The organism is Burkholderia cepacia complex sp. TUM26381 (genome assembly GCF_057439935.1).
Map to the genome: position 1 here is coordinate 341389 of NZ_CM172006.1, position 15635 is coordinate 357023.

Here is a 15635-nt window from a genome sequence, read left to right on the forward strand (position 1 = left end):
GCCGAGGGTATTGAAAAGGAAAGCCCATGCAAACCAGTTTGCTGAAACCCAAGATCATCGCCGTGGAATCGCTTGGCGAGAACCACGCGAGGGTGGTCATGGAACCGTTCGAACGCGGTTACGGCCATACCTTGGGCAATGCGCTGCGTCGCGTGCTGCTGTCGTCGATGGTTGGCTACGCGCCGACCGAAGTCACGATCGCAGGCGTGGTGCACGAGTACTCGACGCTGGATGGCGTGCAGGAAGACGTCGTCAACCTGCTGCTGAACCTGAAGGGCGTGGTGTTCAAGCTGCATAACCGTGACGAAGTGACGGTTACGCTGCGCAAGGAAGGTGAAGGCGTTGTCACGGCCGGCGATATCGAGCTGGCCCACGATTGCGAAGTCATCAACCCGAATCACGTGATTGCGCACCTGTCGAAGGGCGGCAAGCTCGACGTTCAGATCAAGATCGAAAAGGGTCGCGGCTATGTGCCCGGCAACGTCCGTCGCTACGGCGAAGACACGGCCAAGATCATCGGCCGCATCGTCCTCGACGCATCGTTCTCGCCGGTTCGCCGCGTGAGCTACGCTGTCGAAAGCGCACGTGTCGAGCAGCGTACCGACCTCGACAAGCTCGTGATGAACATCGAGACGAGCGGCGTGATCACGCCGGAAGAAGCGATCCGCCAATCGGCCCGCATCCTGGTTGACCAGCTGTCCGTGTTCGCGGCGCTGGAAGGCACGGAAACGGCAGCCGAAGCGCCGTCGCGTGCACCGCAGATCGATCCGATCCTGCTGCGTCCGGTGGACGATCTCGAGCTGACGGTTCGTTCGGCGAACTGCCTGAAGGCCGAGAACATCTACTACATCGGCGACCTGATCCAGCGCACGGAAAACGAGCTGCTGAAGACGCCGAACCTCGGTCGCAAGTCGCTCAACGAGATCAAGGAAGTGCTCGCTTCGCGCGGTCTCACGCTGGGCATGAAGCTCGAGAACTGGCCGCCGGCTGGTCTCGACAAGTAAGCCCGGTTGTAGCTGTAGTTGGCAAAGATGCGGATTTTCCTTTAAAATCCGCATCTTGCTTTTTTCACTACCGGCCCGTGCACCCGTCGAGGTGCGATAGAAGAGCTGGATCAAAACTTTGAATCAAGGAAACTGAAATGCGCCATCGTCATGGTCTGCGGAAACTGAACCGCACGAGCAGCCACCGTCTGGCTATGCTCCGTAACATGTCCAACTCGCTGATCGAGCACGAAGTCATCAAGACGACGCTGCCGAAGGCGAAGGAACTCCGTAAAGTCGTCGAGCCGCTGATCACGCTCGGCAAGAAGCCGTCGCTGGCAAACCGTCGCCTGGCGTTCAACCGCCTGCGCGATCGTGACTCGGTGGCGAAGCTGTTCGACGTGCTCGGTCCGCGTTTCGCGAACCGTCCGGGCGGCTACCTGCGCGTGCTGAAGTTCGGCTTCCGCGTGGGCGACAACGCACCGATGGCACTGGTCGAACTGCTCGACCGTCCGGAAGTCGACGAAACGGAAAACGTGCAAGAAGCTGAGTAAGCTTCCGGTACGCTGCAGTATCTGAAAGGGGCCGAGCAATTGCTTGGCCCTTTTTGTTTTTGACGCGCCGGCTGCGATCGATTGTCGCAGGCCGGCGCCGGCAGTGTTGCGCGGGCTGCGCTACGATACGGGCAACCGGCGTGATCGGAGGATAGGCAATTCGCGCCGGCAGGAGCCGTTAGACCAGCCAGGAGGGCTCGGATGATAGTGGTGCTGATGCTGACGACGGTGCCGGATGCGGCGACGGCCACGGCCCTCACCGACGGCGCGCTCGATGCGCGGCTGGCCGCGTGCGTGTCGGAGCTCGGTGCGATCAAGTCGCGCTATCACTGGCAGGGCAAGGTCGAAACGGCCGACGAGATCCAGTTGCTGTTCAAGACGAGCCCCGTGCGGGCGCTCGAACTGGAGCGATTTATTCTCGCGCATCATCCTTACGAGACGCCCGAAATCGTCTCGTGGCAGACGACGGCATCGGCCGCGTATGGCCAGTGGGTGACCAGCGAAACTCAACGTCTATTTCATGTTTAACGGTATGGCGCTTTTCGTGCGCGTGCGTGCGCTGCGGTTCCTTGCAGTCCTGTTGTCGTTCGTGTTCGTGCTGGGCGGCCTGTCCGTTGCGCGCGCGGCTGACGATTTCCTCGATCCGTCGGTTGCGTTCAAGTTCAGCGCGAGCGAATCGCCGGGACAGGTGGACATCCGCTTCAAGATCGCCAACGGCTATTACATGTACCGCGAGCGGTTCGCGTTCGCGGTGAAGAGCGGGCAGGCGACCCTCGGCGAGCCGCAATTCCCGGCCGGTCACGTGAAGTTCGACCAGACGTTCCAGAAGAACGTCGAGACCTATCGCGACGAAGTCGTCGTTCACGTGCCCGTGAAGCAGGCGGCAGGGCCGTTCGAGCTCGCGGTGACGTCGCAGGGGTGTGCGGACGAAGGGATCTGCTATCCGCCGGCCGAGCACGTCATGAAGGTCGATGGCGCCGCGCTCGGTGCAGCATCGTCGTCCGGCGGCGACACGGCCGCCGCGGGCAGCTGGTTCGACAAGGTCACGAGCGCCGATTTCGCGCAGTCGCTGCTCGAAGGGCACGGCTTCTTCACGATCGTCGCGCTGTACTTCGTCGCGGGTGTCGTGCTGAGCCTCCTGCCGTGTTCGTACCCGATGATTCCGATCGTGTCCGCGATCATCATCGGCCAGGGCACGCGTGCAACGCACGCACGCGGCTTTGCGCTGTCGCTGACCTATGTGGTCGGCATGGCGCTGGTCTACACGGTGCTCGGCATCGCCGCCGCGCTGGTGGGCCAGAGTCTCGGCGCGTGGCTGCAGAACCCGTGGGTGCTCGGCGCGTTCGGCGTGCTGCTGACCGCGTTCGCGGTGTCGCTGATCTCGGGCAAGGACTTCGCGCTGCCGGCGCGCTGGCAGAACGGCGCGGCGGAGGCTTCGAGCGCACGTCAGGGCGGCCACTTCGCTGCGGTCGCGGCGATGGGCGCGTTGTCGGCGCTGGTTGTCGGCGCGTGCATGACGGCGCCGCTGTTCGCGGTGCTCGCCTTCATCGCGCACACCGGCAATGCGTTGCTCGGTGGGGCGGCGCTGTTCGCCATGGGCCTGGGGCTCGGCGTGCCGCTGCTGGTCGTCGGCGTCGGTGCAGGGACGGTGCTGCCGCGCGCAGGTGCGTGGATGGACGGAGTGAAGGTGTTCTTCGGCATCGTGCTGCTCGCGGCCGCGCTGTGGATCGTGTGGCCGGTGCTGGCGGGCGGCCTGAAGATGGTGCTCGCCGCGTTGTGGCTGCTGATCGCGGCCGCGGCGCTCGGCCTGTTCACGCCGAATGCCGGCGCCGCATCGATCTGGCGCCGCCTGGGCCGTGGCGTGGGCGCCGCGCTCGCGATCTGGGCTGCGACGCTGCTCGTCGGCCTCGCTGCGGGCTCCACCGATCCCGTGAAGCCGCTGGCCGTGCTGGCGGCGCGCACGGTGGCATCCGGCGGGGCCGCGACGGCCGGCGCGGCCGCCGCGCAGGACGGTCCCGCGTTCGCATCGGTGCGTTCCAGCGGCGAGCTCGACGCGCTGCTGAAGACGTCGGGCCAGCCCGTGATGCTCGACTTCTACGCCGACTGGTGCGTGAGCTGCAAGGAGATGGAGCATCTGACGTTCACCGACGCGCGCGTGCAGGCGCGGCTCGCACAGCTCCACCTCGTGCGCGCGGACGTCACCGCGAACAACCCGGACGATCAGGCGCTGCTCAAGCGCTTCAACCTGTTCGGGCCGCCGGGCATCATCTTCTTCGATCGCAGCGGTAACGAGATCGGGCGCGTGGTCGGTTATCAGGCGGCCGAGACGTTCCTGCGCAGCCTCGATCGGGCCGCTGTCCCGACGGTATGACGAACCGGGACGCTCGATACGGCTGCCGCCTCGATCGGCGGTAAGCAAAAAAAACGGCGGAACACCGAAGTGTCCCGCCGTTTTGCATCGTGCCAGCCGGCGCGCGCTCAGCGCTGCGCTTTCAGCAGGCGCGCCGCATCGAGCGCGAAGTACGTGAGCACGCCGTCGGCGCCCGCACGCTTGAACGCGAGCAGCGATTCGAGCACGACCTTGTCGTGGTCGAGCCAGCCGTTCATTGCGGCCGCCTTCAGCATCGCGTATTCGCCGCTTACCTGGTACACGTAGGTCGGGAAGCGGAACTCGTCCTTCACGCGGCGCACGATGTCGAGATACGGCATGCCGGGCTTGACCATCACCATGTCGGCGCCTTCGTCGATGTCGAGGCGCACTTCGCGCAGCGCCTCGTCGCTGTTCGCCGGATCCATCTGGTAGGTCATCTTGTTGCCCTTGCCCAGGTTGGATGCCGAGCCGACCGCGTCGCGGAACGGGCCGTAGAACGCCGATGCGAACTTCGCCGAATAGGCCATGATCCGCGTGTGGATGTGACCGTCGCTTTCCAGCATTTCACGGATCGCGCCGATGCGGCCGTCCATCATGTCCGACGGCGCGACGATGTCGACGCCGGCTTCAGCTTGCGCGCGCGCCTGATCGATCAGGATCTCGATCGTGTCGTCGTTGATCACGTAGCCGTTTTCGTCGAGCACGCCGTCCTGGCCGTGGCTCGTGTACGGGTCGAGCGCGACGTCGGTCAGCACGCCGAGCTCGGGGAAGCGCTTCTTCAGCTCGCGCACCGCGCGCGGAATCAGGCCGTCCGGGTTGGCTGCCTCGCGGCCGTCGGGCGTCTTCACCGACGGATCGATGGCCGGGAACAGCGATAGCACGGGCACGCCGAGTTCGACGCATTGTTCGGCGACGTGCATCAGCAGATCGACGGATACGCGCTCGACGCCGGGCATCGACGGCACCGGCTGCCGTTCGTTGGTGCCTTCGACGACGAACACCGGGTAGATCAGGTCGTCGGTGGTCAGGCGGTTTTCGCGCATCAGGCGGCGGGAGAAGTCGTCGCGGCGCATCCGGCGCGGACGATGAAGCGGATGGAAGCTCATGGGCGATTGGGCAGAAATCAGGGCGGTAAGGACCTTACGGAACCCTTAGGTGATTTTTGGGAGCGTTGGTATATGATAGCGATCGAGCGGCACGCGTAGCGTGCAGCTCCCCGCTTCTCCTCCCTGAGCGGGTGCCTGTCGTTTTTCGATTAGGCTGTTTGACCCGCCGTTTAACGGCGGGTTTTTTTATGAGCCGGCCGAATCCGCAGGCGCCGTCAGGAGCGCGCCGCCGATCCCGGCCGCGCGTTGCCCGATCATTGTGCTACAGGCTCGCTTTTTTCGTCGGCGACCGACGGCCGCAGCCAGCTCTCGATCAGCGCGTGCGCTTCGTCGAGCCCCGTGCGCTTCAGCGCGGAGAACAGCTGGACCGTCAGCTTGCCCTGGACGCCCTGGTCGCGATACGCATCGAGCCCCTTTTGCGTGGTCCGCAGCGCATTGATGCTTTCCTGGCGCGTCAATTTGTCGCACTTGGTCAGCAGCGTGTGGATCGGCTTGCCGGTCGGCGCGAACCACTCGATCATGCGGCGATCGAGGTCGGTCAGCGGACGGCGCGAATCCATCATCAGGATCAGGCCGCAGAGCTGCGAACGCGTCGCGAGGTAGGACGACAGCAGCATCTCCCAGTGCGCCTTGGCGGCGCCGGGCACTTCCGCGTAGCCGTAGCCGGGCAGGTCGACGAGGTTCGCGACGGGCTCGGCGGCCGGGCCGACGGAGAAGTAGTTGATATGCTGCGTGCGGCCGGGCGTCTTCGACGCGAAGGCCAGCCGCTTCTGGTTGCACAGCACGTTGATCGCCGTCGACTTGCCGGCATTCGAGCGGCCCGCGAACGCGATTTCCGGCTGGACCGTCGGCGGCAGGTCGCGCAGATGGTTGACGGTCGTGTAGAAGCGGGCTTGATGGAGCAAAAAGGCCATGGGAACCGGAAGGACGGGCGGCGCGAGCCGCTTGGTGGAGGCGGGGTAGCCCCGATAGGCGCGGGAGCTTTCAACACGATATTGTACAATACGGCGGTTTTACCAAAGGCCACCTGGCGCCTGCCTCGCGCTTTTATGTGGCTTCTGCGGTAGACTGGTCGCCGTCGTTTTTTGCAGAACCTCAAATTCCCACAAGACGAAACAGGGTGTGCGAATGAATCGACTGTGCAAGTCTCTGATGGTGCTTCAGGTTGCAGCAGGGTTCGTAGGTTTCGTAGCGGAGGCAAACGCGGCAGATGCGGCCAAGCCGGATCTCGACCGCGGCAAGGCGATTGCCGGGCAGGTCTGCGCGTCGTGTCACGGCGCCGACGGCAATAGCGCGTCGGGCAGTTTCCCGAAGCTTGCCGGCCAGCATCCCGAATATCTGGTCAAGCAGTTGAACGACTTCAAGGCGCAGCCGGGCGCGAAGGGGCCGGTGCGTAACAACGCGGTGATGGTCGGCTTCGCGAGCGCGTTGAGCGCGGACGACATGCGCAACGTCGCCGCGTACTACGGGTCGCAGACGACGAAGCTCGGTACCGCACGCGATGCGGCGACCGTGCCGGTCGGCCAGAAGATCTATCGCGGCGGCATCGCGGAGAAGGGCGTACCTGCCTGCGCGAGCTGCCACGGGCCGACGGGCCAGGGGATGCCGATCCAGTATCCGCGCCTGTCGGGGCAGTGGGCCGATTACACGGTCGCGCAGTTGACCGCGTTCCAGCAGGGTGCCGGCGCGCGTAACAACAACGAGGCGATGCATCAGATCGCCACGCGCCTGTCGGACAACGAGATCAAGGCCGTCGCGGATTACATCGCGGGCCTGCGTTGACCGGCCGGTCGCGAATGGAATGACCGGTCGCCCGAAGGGCGGCCGGAGTCAGAACAAGAAAAGGGTGGGGCGCCGCACCGTTGCGGCCGCCTTGCCCTTTTTTGTTGGCACTCGCCGGGCCGTCCCGAGCGTGCCGATCGCCCCCTTGGGGGCAGCGAACATAGTGAACGTGGGGGCTGTTTCCCCTGAGTCGGAGTTTGAATGAGCGTTACCACGTCGGGGTTGCAGTCGAAGTCGGGTCAGGGTGCGTCGAAACGCGCGGTCGAGCTGTTGAGCTCGATGCGCTTCGCGATTGCGCTGCTGGTGGTGTTGTCGATCGCGAGCATCATCGGCACGGTCCTGACCCAGGACGATCCGTATCCGAACTATGTGAACCAGTTCGGGCCGTTCTGGGCGGACATCTTCCGCTCGCTCGGCCTGTACAACGTGTACAGCGCGTGGTGGTTCATGCTGATCCTGATCTTCCTCGTCACGTCGATCTCGCTGTGCGTGATCCGCAACGCGCCGAAGATGCTCGCCGACGCGAAGAGCTGGAAGGACAAGGTCCGCGAAGGCAGCCTGCGCGCGTTCCATCACAAGGCCGAGTACACGGCATCCGGTACGCGCCCGACCGTCGCGGCCACGCTCGCCACGTTCGTCACCAAGGCCGGCTACAAGCACGTCGTGCGTGAAACCGACGGCGCGACGCTGATCTCCGCGAAACGCGGCGCGATGACCAAGTGGGGCTATATCTCTGCGCACCTCGCGATCGTCGTGATCTGTATCGGCGGCCTGCTCGACAGCAATCTGCCGATCAAATTCCAGATGTGGATGTTCGGCAAGAGCCCGGTCAACACGAGCGCGACGATCAGCGAGATCTCGCCCGACCATCGCCTGTCCGCGTCGAACCCGACGTTCCGCGGCTACGCGTGGGTGCCCGAGGGCCAGTTCGTGTCGACCGCGATCCTGAACCAGCCGAGCGGCTCGCTGATCCAGGACCTGCCGTTCTCGATCCAGCTCAACAAGTTCATCGTCGACTACTACACGACGGGCATGCCGAAGCTGTTCGCGAGCGACATCGTCGTGATCGATCGCGAGACCGGCCAGAAGATTCCGGCGCGCGTCGAGGTCAACAAGCCGTTCACGTACAAGGGGGTGTCGATCTACCAGTCGAGCTTCCAGGACGGCGGCTCGCAGATGCAGATGACGGCCTACCCGATGACGGGCGGCAATGCGACGACCGTCCCCGTGAAGGGCACGATCGGCAGTTCGGCGCCGCTGCAGGTGCCGGGCGCCGACGGCGACACGATCGAGTTCTCCGATTTCCGCGCGATCAACGTCGAGAACATGGCCGACGCGAGCGGCAAGCTGGACGTGCGCGGTGTCGCGAGGACGAGCTCGCTGAAGGAAGTGTTCGACGAGCGGCTCGGCTCGGGAGCGAAGACGTCGAAGCCGACGCAGCTCCACAACATCGGCCCGTCGGTGCAGTACAAGATCCGCGGCAAGGACGGCCAGGCGCGCGAGTTCAACAACTACATGCTGCCCGTCGACATGAACGGCGAGCGCGTGTTCCTCGCCGGCGTGCGCGCGAGCCCGAACGATCCGTTCCGTTACATGCGGATCCCGGCCGACAGCCAGGATTCGATCGGCGAATGGATGCGCCTGCGCGCCGCGCTGGAGGATCCGGCCGTGCGTGCCGAGGCCGCCGCGCGCTTCGCACAGCGTTCGCTGCCGGGCACCGACGCATCGCTGCGCGGCCGCCTGCAGGACAGCGCATCGAAGGTGCTGACCCTTTTTGCCGCGAGCGACGACAGCGTCGGCCGCGGCGCCGACGGCCAGCCGGTCGGCGGCTTCCAGGCGGTGGCGACGTTCATCGACCGCTCGGTGCCGAAGGCCGAGCAGGAGAAGGCGGCAAGCCTGCTGCTGCGCATGCTCGAAGGCTCGATGTGGGAGGTCTGGCAGATCGCGCGCGAGCGCGCCGGCGAGCCGGCCGCCCAGCAGGGCACCGAGACGATCCGCTTCGTGCAGAACGCGATCAACGCGCTATCCGACAGCTTTTTGTATGGATCGCCGGTCTATTTGCAGCTTGATTCATTCAAGCAGGTGCAAGCTTCGGTATTTCAGTTGACGCGCGCACCCGGCAAGAATCTGGTGTATCTTGGCAGCCTGCTGCTGGTCGCCGGCATCTTCTCGATGTTCTACGTGCGCGAGCGGCGCCTCTGGTTCTGGCTGAAGGACGCCGGTTCGGGCGTCGATGTGGTGATGGCAATGTCCACGGCCCGCAAGACCTTCGATTTCGAGAAAGAATTCGTGCAGACGCGCGACGCGGCCGGTGTCGCCTTGCGCGCCGCACCTCGCGACGCCGCGCCCACCGGTGCGGCTTCGACGGCCCGCCCGCCTGCCGGCAGCGGTTCCGATTCCGAGAATTCCACCCGGTAACATCATGGATCTCACGCAAGTTTCCTCTTCCCGTGCGGCGTCGGCCCAGGCGCCGGTTTCGTCGCCGCTGTTCGACGAACGTCCGTTCTTCGCGCGCCTGTCGCTGTTCGACTGGCTGTTCGCACTGGCGCTCGTGGTAGGCGCGGGCTATGCGCTCGTGCACTACAACGCGCACATGGATTATTACGACAAGGCGGTGATGGTCGGCACCGTGCCGGCGCTGATCGCGCTCGGCTGGCGCTGGAAGCCCGCGCGGCTGATGATGGCGTCGATCGCCGTGCTGTCGCTGCTGTCGATCCAGATCTACCAGGGCGATCTCGCGCGCGCCGATTCGGCGTTCTTCCTCAAGTACTTCCTGTCGAGCCAGTCGGCGATCCTGTGGATGAGCGCGCTGTTCGTGCTCGCGACGATCTTCTACTGGATCGGCCTGCTCGCGCGCTCGGAAACGGGCGCCGCGATCGGCCAGAAGCTCACGTGGGTCGCCGTGCTGATGGGCTTCACGGGGCTGATGGTGCGCTGGTACGAGTCCTACCTGATCGGGGCGGACGTCGGCCATATTCCCGTGTCGAACCTCTATGAAGTGTTCGTCCTGTTCAGCCTGATCACCGCCCTGCTGTATCTGTATTACGAAGGCCACTACGGCACGCGTTCGCTCGGCGCGTTCGTGCTGCTGGTCATCAGCGCGGCAGTCGGCTTCCTGATGTGGTACTCGGTCGCGCGCGACGCGCAGCAGATCCAGCCGCTCGTGCCGGCGCTGCAAAGCTGGTGGATGAAGATCCACGTGCCGGCGAACTTCATCGGCTACGGCAGCTTCGCGCTGTCGGCGATGGTGTCGGTCGCGTACCTGATGAAGGAGCGCGGCGTGCTCGCCGATCGCCTGCCGACGCTCGAAGTGCTCGACGACGTGATGTACAAGTCGATCGCGGTCGGTTTCGCGTTCTTCACGATCGCGACGATCCTCGGCGCGCTGTGGGCGGCCGAAGCGTGGGGCGGCTACTGGAGCTGGGACCCGAAGGAAACCTGGGCGCTGATCGTGTGGCTGAACTACGCGGCGTGGCTGCACATGCGGCTGATGAAGGGCCTGCGCGGCACGGTCGCGGCATGGTGGGCACTCACGGGCCTGCTGGTCACGACGTTCGCGTTCCTGGGCGTCAACATGTTCCTGTCCGGGCTGCACAGCTACGGCAAGCTGTAAGATTCCCGCCGCTCGTCCGACTATCGAACCGCCGGTGCACTGCGTGCCCGGCGGTTTTGTTTTGTAACGGGCGGGCGAACCGGGCGTCGAACGGCGCATGACGGGCCGGGTCGAACGCTCATGAAGCATGCGCGCCGCGCATGCAGGAGGAGCTGCACGATGTGGATCAAACGCCCTTTGCGGAACGTACTGACGGGCGGTGACATTGCGCCCAGCGAGATCACGCCGCGCGCGGTATTCGAGAACCGGCGGCGCGTATTGCAGGCGGCCGGCCTCGCGGCGGCGGGCGGGCTGCTCGGCGGCAGCGGCGCGGCATTCGCCGCCTATGCGTCGCCCGACGCGCGGGCGGCGAAGCTCGCGGCCAGGACGAACCCGAAGTTCGTTGCCGCCGACAAGGTGACGCCGTTCAAGGACATCACGTCCTACAACAACTTTTACGAATTCGGCACCGACAAGAGCGACCCGGCGCAGAACGCCGGCACGCTGCGGCCGCGCCCGTGGCGCGTGAGCGTCGAGGGCGAGGTGCAGCACCCGAAGGTCTTCGATCTCGACGAACTGCTGAAGCTCGCGCCGCTCGAGGAGCGCGTGTACCGGCTGCGCTGCGTCGAGGGATGGTCGATGGTGATCCCGTGGATCGGCGTGCCGCTGTCCGAGCTGATCAAGCGCGTGCAGCCGACCGGCAACGCGAAATACGTGCAGTTCGTCACGCTGGCCGATCCGTCGCAGATGCCGGGCCTGTCGACGCCCGTGCTCGACTGGCCGTATTCGGAAGGGCTGCGGATGGACGAGGCGATGAACCCGCTGACGCTGCTGACGATGGGCGTCTACGGGCAGGTGCTGCCGAACCAGAACGGCGCGCCGGTGCGGATCATCGTGCCGTGGAAGTACGGCTTCAAGAGCGCGAAATCGCTCGTGAAGATCCGCTTCGTCGACAAGCAGCCGAAGACGAGCTGGAACACGTATGCGTCGAACGAGTACGGCTTCTACTCGAACGTGAACCCGAACGTCGATCATCCGCGCTGGAGCCAGGCGACCGAGCGGCGCATCGGCGAGGACGGCTTCTTCACGCCGAAGCGCAAGACGCTGATGTTCAACGGCTACGGAGATCTCGTCGCGTCGATGTATCAGGGCATGGACCTGAAAAAGAACTTCTGAGCGCGACAGTGAGAAACGACATGCCTCCTTCGACGCTCACGCCCGCGCGTGCAGCGGGCGCCGGACCGGCAGCACGCACGACGCGGGCCGGTGCGGTCCGCTCCGCTGCGCCGCGCTGGCTCGCGCCGGCCAAGGTGCTGGTGTTCGCGGCCGGCCTCTATCCGCTCGCGCGTCTCGTGCTGTTCGGGCTGACCGAACGGCTCGGCGCGAATCCGATCGAATTCATCACGCGTTCGACCGGCCTCTGGACGCTCGTCTTGTTGTGCGTCACGCTTGCCGTCACGCCGCTGCGGCGCATGACGGGCTTCGCCGCGCTGCTGCGTTTTCGCCGAATGATCGGGCTGTTCGCGTTTTTTTACGCGACGCTGCACTTCACGACCTACCTGTGGTTCGACAAATGGTTCGACGTGGTCGCGATCCTGAAGGACGTAGGCAAGCGCCCGTTCATCACGGTCGGCTTCGCGGCGTTCGTGCTGCTGATCCCGCTCGCGGCGACTTCGCCGCGCGCAATGGTGCGCCGGCTTGGCCGTCACTGGGCGACGCTGCACAGCGCGATCTACGCGATCGCACTGTTCGGTGTGCTGCACTTTTGGTGGATGCGGGCCGGCAAGCACAATCTTGCGCAGCCGAAGCTGTACGCGGCGATCGTCGCAATGCTGCTCGGCTGGCGGTTGCTCGCGTGGGGATGGCGGCGCGTGCGCGCGTGACGGCGTGGCCCGGAAAAACGAAAGGCGATGACCGGGAAGTCATCGCCTTGTTTCACCAGCCGCGCGGGCGGCGTGGCGTCGTTACTTCGCGGCCGGGCCCGATGCCGGTGCGGGCATGGTCGACGGGCTGCTCGACAGCTCGGGCGACAGCGTGAGCGGCGAACCCGACGTATCGGGTGTATCGTCGGACGACGCGTTTTCATCGGTCGGTTTCACGTCCGACGGCGGCGTATTCTGCTGCTGGAGTGGCTTGGGCATCGGAGGCACGGTGGGCAGATAGAGCGCGCCGCTTTGACCGCAGCCGGCAAGAATCGCCAAAGCCGCTACAATCGCGCTCATCCGGAAAACGACTCGCATGATCGTCCCTGAACAATTGAACCGATAGAGTTTAGCATGTCCGATACCGATTACCTGACCCGTGCCGAGGCCGTGCTGATGGCCGTCGAGCGTACCGTCGACACCGCCAACGACGGCGATCACGACATCGATCTCGAGCGGAACGGCAGCGTCCTGACGCTGACGTTCGAGAACGGCTCGAAGATCATCGTCAACCTGCAGCCGCCGATGAAGGAAGTGTGGATCGCCGCGAAGGCGGGTGGATTCCACTACCGTTTCATCGACGGCGAATGGCGCGATACGCGCACGGGCACCGAGTTCTTCTCGGCGCTCACCGAATACGCGACCCAGCAGGCCGGCCTGCCGATCACGTTCGGCGCGTGACGCGCCGGGGCCCGGATCCCGAGCATCGCAGCCAAAGAAAAAGCGCCCCGCGGGGCGCTTTTTTCATGCCCGGGGCCGGGTGTCAGTGGCCGCGGAACAGGTTCATGATGTCCTGCTTTTCCTGCTCGTCGACGTGCGGCACGGCCTCGTCGACGTTCTGGGCAGCCGGCGCCTGCGGCACGCCGACCGTCGACACGAAGCCGTGGCCTGGCGTGAACTCGGAGAAGTACAGCTCGCCGCCGAGCGATTCGACGCCGTCCGGCACCGTCGGCTTGAACTCGGGCACGCCCTTCAGCGCCGCGCCCATGTACTCGATCCAGACGGGCAGCGACAGGCCGCCGCCGGTTTCGCGATCGCCGAGGCTGCGCGGATTGTCGTAGCCGATCCACGCGATCGCGGCGAGCGTGTGCTGGTAGCCGGCGAACCACGCGTCGTGCGAGTCGTTCGTCGTGCCGGTCTTGCCCGCGAGGTCGGTGCGCTTCAGGATGTTGGTCCGCGCGCCCGTGCCGCGCTGCGCAACGCTTTGCAGCAGGCTGTTCATCACGTATGCGTTGCGTGCGTCGATCGCACGCGGCGCATTCTGCTCGGCGACGAGCGGCTGCGCGCGCGCGACGATCGCGCCGTTCGGATCGGTGACTTCGGCGATCAGGTACGGATTGACGCGGTAGCCGCCGTTCGCGAACACCGAGTACGCGCCGGCCATCTGCAGCGGCGTGACCTGGCCGGCGCCGAGCGCCATCGGCAGGTAGGCCGGATGGCGCTCGGCGTCGAAGCCGAAGCGCGTGATGTACTGCTGCGCGTACTTCGTGCCGATGTGGTTCAGGATCCGGATCGACACGAGGTTGCGCGAGCGCTGCAGCGCGGTGCGCATCGACATCGGGCCTTCGAAGCCGCCGCCGTAGTTCTTCGGTTCCCACGGCTGGCCGCCCGTTTCCGCGGCGCTGAAATACAGCGGGCCGTCGTTGATCACGGTAGCCGGCCCGAGGCCCTTGTCGAGCGACGCCGAGTAGATGAACGGCTTGAACGACGAACCCGGTTGCCGCCACGCCTGCGTGACGTGGTTGAACTTGTTCTTGTTGTAGTCGAAGCCGCCGACGAGCGAACGGATCGCGCCGTCCTGCGGGATGATCGACAGGAACGCGCCTTCAACCTGCGGCAACTGCGTGATCGACCATTTGCCGGTGTCGTTCTTCACGACGCGCACGATCGCACCGGGGCGGATGCGGCGGTTCGGCTGCGCGTTGGCCGACAGCGCGCCCGACGCGAAGCGCAGGTTGTCGCCCTCGATCGTCGCGTTGCTGCCGTCGATGAACGAGACCGTGATCTGGCGCGGGCTCGCGGCCGTGACGACCGCGGCAATCAGCTCGCCGTTGTCGGGATGCTCGAGCAGCGCGTCGTCGATCGCCTGTTCGCGGTCGTCGGCACCGGCCGGCAGCTCGATGAAGCCTTCCGGCCCGCGATAGCCGTGGCGGCGCTCGTAATCCATGATGCCCTTGCGCAGCGCGGTGTACGCGACCTGCTGGTCGGCGGAATCGATCGTCGTGACGACGTTGAAGCCGCGCGTGTAGGTCTCCTCGCGGTACTGCGCGTACATCATCTGTCTGACCATTTCCGCGACGTACTCGGCGTGCACGCTGAAATCGCGGCCCGGGCCCTTGACGACGAGCGGCTGCGCGACGGCTTCGTCGTACTGTTCGCGCGTGATGAAGTTCAGCTCCAGCATGCGCTGCAGGATGTATTCCTGGCGCACCTTCGCGCGCTTCGGATTGACGACCGGGTTATACGCGGACGGCGCCTTCGGCAGCCCCGCGAGCATCGCCGCTTCCGCGAGCGTGATGTCCTTCAGGTCCTTGCCGAAATAGACCCGCGCGGCGCTCGCGAAACCATACGCGCGCTGGCCGAGATAGATCTGATTCATGTAGACCTCGAGAATCTGATCCTTCGTCAGCGCACGCTCGATCCGGTACGCGAGCAGCATCTCGTAGATCTTGCGCGTGTAGGTCTTTTCGCTCGACAGGAAGAAGTTGCGTGCGACCTGCATCGTGATCGTGCTCGCGCCTTGCGACGCGTGGCCGTTCGTCAGCGCGACGAAGCCGGCGCGGATGATGCCGGTGAGGTCGACGCCGCCGTGATCGTAGAAGCGCGCGTCCTCGATCGCGAGGATCGCCTTCTTCAGCGAGTCGGGCACGTCCTTGAAATGGACGACGTCGCGGCGCTCCTCGCCGAATTCGCCGATCAGCACGTGATCGGACGTATAGATGCGCAGCGGCACCTTCGGGCGGTAGTCGGTCAGCGCGTCGAGCGACGGCATGTTCGGCCAGGCGACGACGAGCGCGTAGCCGAGCACGAGGCCGCCGGCCACGACGAGGGCCACGCACATCGCGGCGAAGCCGAGCAGGACTTTTTGCCACCAGGGCCGCTTCTTCGGCTCCGGGGCGGGAGGCGGGGACGTAGGAGTCGTGGATTGCATAGGCATACCGGAAAACAGTCCCGCGATTATAGCTGCCCGGTAAGACCGGTCCTGACGCGGTGGCCGCCCGCGGGAAAGCCGCGGGTTGGCGTGCTGCCAGCATAACCCTTGCGCGGCCGCCGCAAGCCGATGCTGGCCGTTCGGCCGACTGTCGGCCGCGCGCGCCGCTTTGCA

The 15635-nt window shown here is 65.4% G+C and carries 14 protein-coding genes; 10 read left to right on the top strand and 4 right to left on the bottom strand.

Annotated features, from left to right (window positions below; genetic code table 11):
- Nucleotides 1-26 precede the first annotated feature (26 nt).
- The 4 genes from ACWMMN_RS01650 to dsbD all read left to right on the top strand — a co-directional run bounded on the left by ACWMMN_RS01650 (nt 27) and on the right by dsbD (nt 3908).
- Complete coding sequence (locus ACWMMN_RS01650; protein ID WP_006477176.1) at nt 27-1004, top strand: DNA-directed RNA polymerase subunit alpha; 978 nt, start codon at nt 27-29, stop codon at nt 1002-1004.
- A gap of 137 nt (nt 1005-1141) precedes the next feature.
- Nucleotides 1142-1537, top strand: a complete 396-nt coding sequence (gene rplQ / locus ACWMMN_RS01655) for a 50S ribosomal protein L17 (protein ID WP_006477175.1) — start codon at nt 1142-1144, stop codon at nt 1535-1537.
- Between the two features lie 201 nt (nt 1538-1738).
- Entirely contained in the window at nt 1739-2065 is a 327-nt protein-coding gene (gene cutA / locus ACWMMN_RS01660) for a divalent-cation tolerance protein CutA (protein WP_059232614.1), read from the top strand.
- On the top strand, nt 2058-3908 hold the full coding sequence (dsbD, locus tag ACWMMN_RS01665) for a protein-disulfide reductase DsbD (protein ID WP_174994249.1): 1851 nt from the start codon (nt 2058-2060) through the stop codon (nt 3906-3908). Before cutA ends, dsbD begins: the two co-directional genes overlap by 8 nt.
- A 107-nt stretch (nt 3909-4015) precedes the next feature.
- Here dsbD and hemB read toward each other — a convergent pair whose 3' ends face one another.
- The gene (hemB, locus tag ACWMMN_RS01670) at nt 4016-5014 is read right to left on the bottom strand and encodes a porphobilinogen synthase (RefSeq protein ID WP_174994250.1); all 999 of its coding nucleotides are present in this window, start codon (nt 5012-5014) and stop codon (nt 4016-4018) included.
- A 254-nt stretch (nt 5015-5268) separates the two neighbouring features.
- Nucleotides 5269-5928: a ribosome biogenesis GTP-binding protein YihA/YsxC gene (yihA, locus tag ACWMMN_RS01675; RefSeq protein WP_059232611.1), complete on the bottom strand. Its 660-nt coding sequence runs from the start codon at nt 5926-5928 to the stop codon at nt 5269-5271.
- A gap of 214 nt (nt 5929-6142) precedes the next feature.
- On the opposite strand from yihA, the gene ACWMMN_RS01680 reads away from it, so the two are divergent.
- The 5 genes from ACWMMN_RS01680 to msrQ all read left to right on the top strand — a co-directional run bounded on the left by ACWMMN_RS01680 (nt 6143) and on the right by msrQ (nt 12271).
- Nucleotides 6143-6796 carry a c-type cytochrome gene (locus ACWMMN_RS01680; RefSeq protein ID WP_059232610.1) on the top strand — a complete coding sequence of 218 codons (654 nt, stop codon included), beginning with the start codon at nt 6143-6145 and terminating at the stop codon, nt 6794-6796.
- A 201-nt stretch (nt 6797-6997) separates the two neighbouring features.
- A complete protein-coding gene (locus tag ACWMMN_RS01685) occupies nt 6998-9214 on the top strand; it encodes a cytochrome c biogenesis protein ResB (protein WP_059232609.1) in 2217 nt (738 codons plus the stop codon).
- Between the two features lie 4 nt (nt 9215-9218).
- On the top strand, nt 9219-10409 hold the full coding sequence (gene ccsB / locus ACWMMN_RS01690; protein ID WP_059232608.1) for a c-type cytochrome biogenesis protein CcsB: 1191 nt from the start codon (nt 9219-9221) through the stop codon (nt 10407-10409).
- A gap of 159 nt (nt 10410-10568) precedes the next feature.
- Nucleotides 10569-11564 (top strand): protein-methionine-sulfoxide reductase catalytic subunit MsrP, encoded by a 996-nt coding sequence (msrP, locus tag ACWMMN_RS01695; RefSeq protein WP_059232607.1) that lies wholly within the window; start codon nt 10569-10571, stop codon nt 11562-11564.
- A gap of 20 nt (nt 11565-11584) precedes the next feature.
- Nucleotides 11585-12271, top strand: a complete 687-nt coding sequence (msrQ, locus tag ACWMMN_RS01700; protein WP_059232606.1) for a protein-methionine-sulfoxide reductase heme-binding subunit MsrQ — start codon at nt 11585-11587, stop codon at nt 12269-12271.
- An 81-nt stretch (nt 12272-12352) separates the two neighbouring features.
- Here the strand turns inward: msrQ and lptM are convergent, their stop codons facing one another.
- Nucleotides 12353-12628 carry an LPS translocon maturation chaperone LptM gene (gene lptM / locus ACWMMN_RS01705; protein ID WP_059232605.1) on the bottom strand — a complete coding sequence of 92 codons (276 nt, stop codon included), beginning with the start codon at nt 12626-12628 and terminating at the stop codon, nt 12353-12355.
- A 36-nt stretch (nt 12629-12664) separates the two neighbouring features.
- Between lptM and cyaY the strand changes: the two genes are divergently transcribed.
- Nucleotides 12665-12991 (top strand): iron donor protein CyaY, encoded by a 327-nt coding sequence (gene cyaY / locus ACWMMN_RS01710; RefSeq protein WP_059232604.1) that lies wholly within the window; start codon nt 12665-12667, stop codon nt 12989-12991.
- Nucleotides 12992-13073: 82 nt separating this feature from the next.
- On the opposite strand, the gene ACWMMN_RS01715 is transcribed toward cyaY, so the two are convergent.
- Nucleotides 13074-15461: a penicillin-binding protein 1A gene (locus tag ACWMMN_RS01715; RefSeq protein WP_155627089.1), complete on the bottom strand. Its 2388-nt coding sequence runs from the start codon at nt 15459-15461 to the stop codon at nt 13074-13076.
- Nucleotides 15462-15635 lie beyond the last annotated feature (174 nt).